The following is a 283-nucleotide window of genomic DNA, read 5'->3' as shown; positions in this document are numbered from 1 at the left end:
GCCGCAGATCCAGCGCAAGGCCAAGCCCCATCGGCCACTGCCCAAGCGGCAAAAAGCACGCAACACACGCATTGCCCGCGTCCGTGCCCGGGTCGAGCACGTGTTTGCCGCGATCGAACACATGGGCGGCAAGATGATCCGCACCATTGGACGAGCCAGAGCCGACTTTGCGCTTACCCTGATGGCTGCCTGCTACAACCTTCGACGAACGGTGTGGCTCGTGAAGTCTGGTGCCATCCCTTGGTGAGGCCCACCCACGGCCGCAGTGTGCCCAAAGCGGCCG

1 protein-coding gene is annotated in these 283 nt (G+C 64.3%); it reads left to right on the top strand.

Annotation, left to right across the window (positions count from 1 at the left end; genetic code table 11):
- Positions 1 to 247, top strand: a 247-nt coding sequence (locus OA56_RS05840; protein ID WP_461584026.1) for a transposase, incomplete at its 5' end; no start/stop codon positions are given.
- Between the last annotated feature and the right edge of the window lie 36 nt (positions 248 to 283).

This window comes from Tepidiphilus sp. HLB4 (assembly GCF_054823945.1).
Note: the sequence above shows the minus strand (reverse complement) of the source record. Positions and strands in the feature narration are given on the sequence as shown.